This is a genomic window from Streptomyces colwelliae, assembly GCF_048158785.1.
Lineage (GTDB): Bacteria > Actinomycetota > Actinomycetes > Streptomycetales > Streptomycetaceae > Streptomyces.
On record NZ_JBLTJC010000887.1, the window covers coordinates 1 to 639 of the forward strand.

A 639-nucleotide genomic window follows, 5' to 3' on the forward strand; every position below is an offset into this window, starting at 1 on the left:
GGTGCGGTTGCCGGCTCTGGAGGCTTACGGGGGTGGGGAGTTGGAGCCGGACGGGGACTACGACGGGTTGCAGTTCCGGGACGAGGACTTCGTCGGGCAGGACGGCGGGGGCGCCCGCTTCATGGACTGCGCGCTGACAGACTGCGCGCTGGACGAGACGCGACTGCATCACGCGCGTGTGCTGGACTCCGTCCTCACCGGCATACGGGGTGTCGGCACGGACCTCGCGGAGTCGACCCTGCGTGACGTCGAGGTGATCGACGCGCGGATGGGCGGGGTGCAGTTGCACGGTGCCGTGCTGGAGCGGGTGGTGATCCGGGGCGGCAAGATCGACTACCTGAACCTGCGCAAGGCGAAGCTCCGGGATGTCGTTTTCGAGGGCTGCGTCCTCGTCGAGCCGGACTTCCTCGACGCCCGGCTGGAGCGCGTCGAATTCGTGGACTGCGCGCTGAAGGGGGCGGACTTCACGGGGGTGACGTTCACCGACGTGGATCTGCGGGGGGCTGCGGAGTTGGAGATCGCGCGGGGGGTGGACCGGTTGTCCGGGGCCGTGATCAGCATGGGGCAACTGTTGGATCTGGCGCCGGTGTTGGCTGTGCAGATGGGGATTCGGGTGGAGGGGTGAAGGGGGTCTTCCGG

Annotated in this window: 1 protein-coding gene; it reads left to right on the forward strand. The window is 68.5% G+C overall.

Annotation, left to right across the window (positions count from 1 at the left end; genetic code table 11):
• Position 1: 1 nt before the first annotated feature.
• The gene (locus ACNFOC_RS55000) at positions 2–625 is read left to right on the forward strand and encodes a pentapeptide repeat-containing protein (protein ID WP_416966397.1); all 624 of its coding nucleotides are present in this window, start codon (positions 2–4) and stop codon (positions 623–625) included.
• Positions 626–639: the final 14 nt, after the last annotated feature.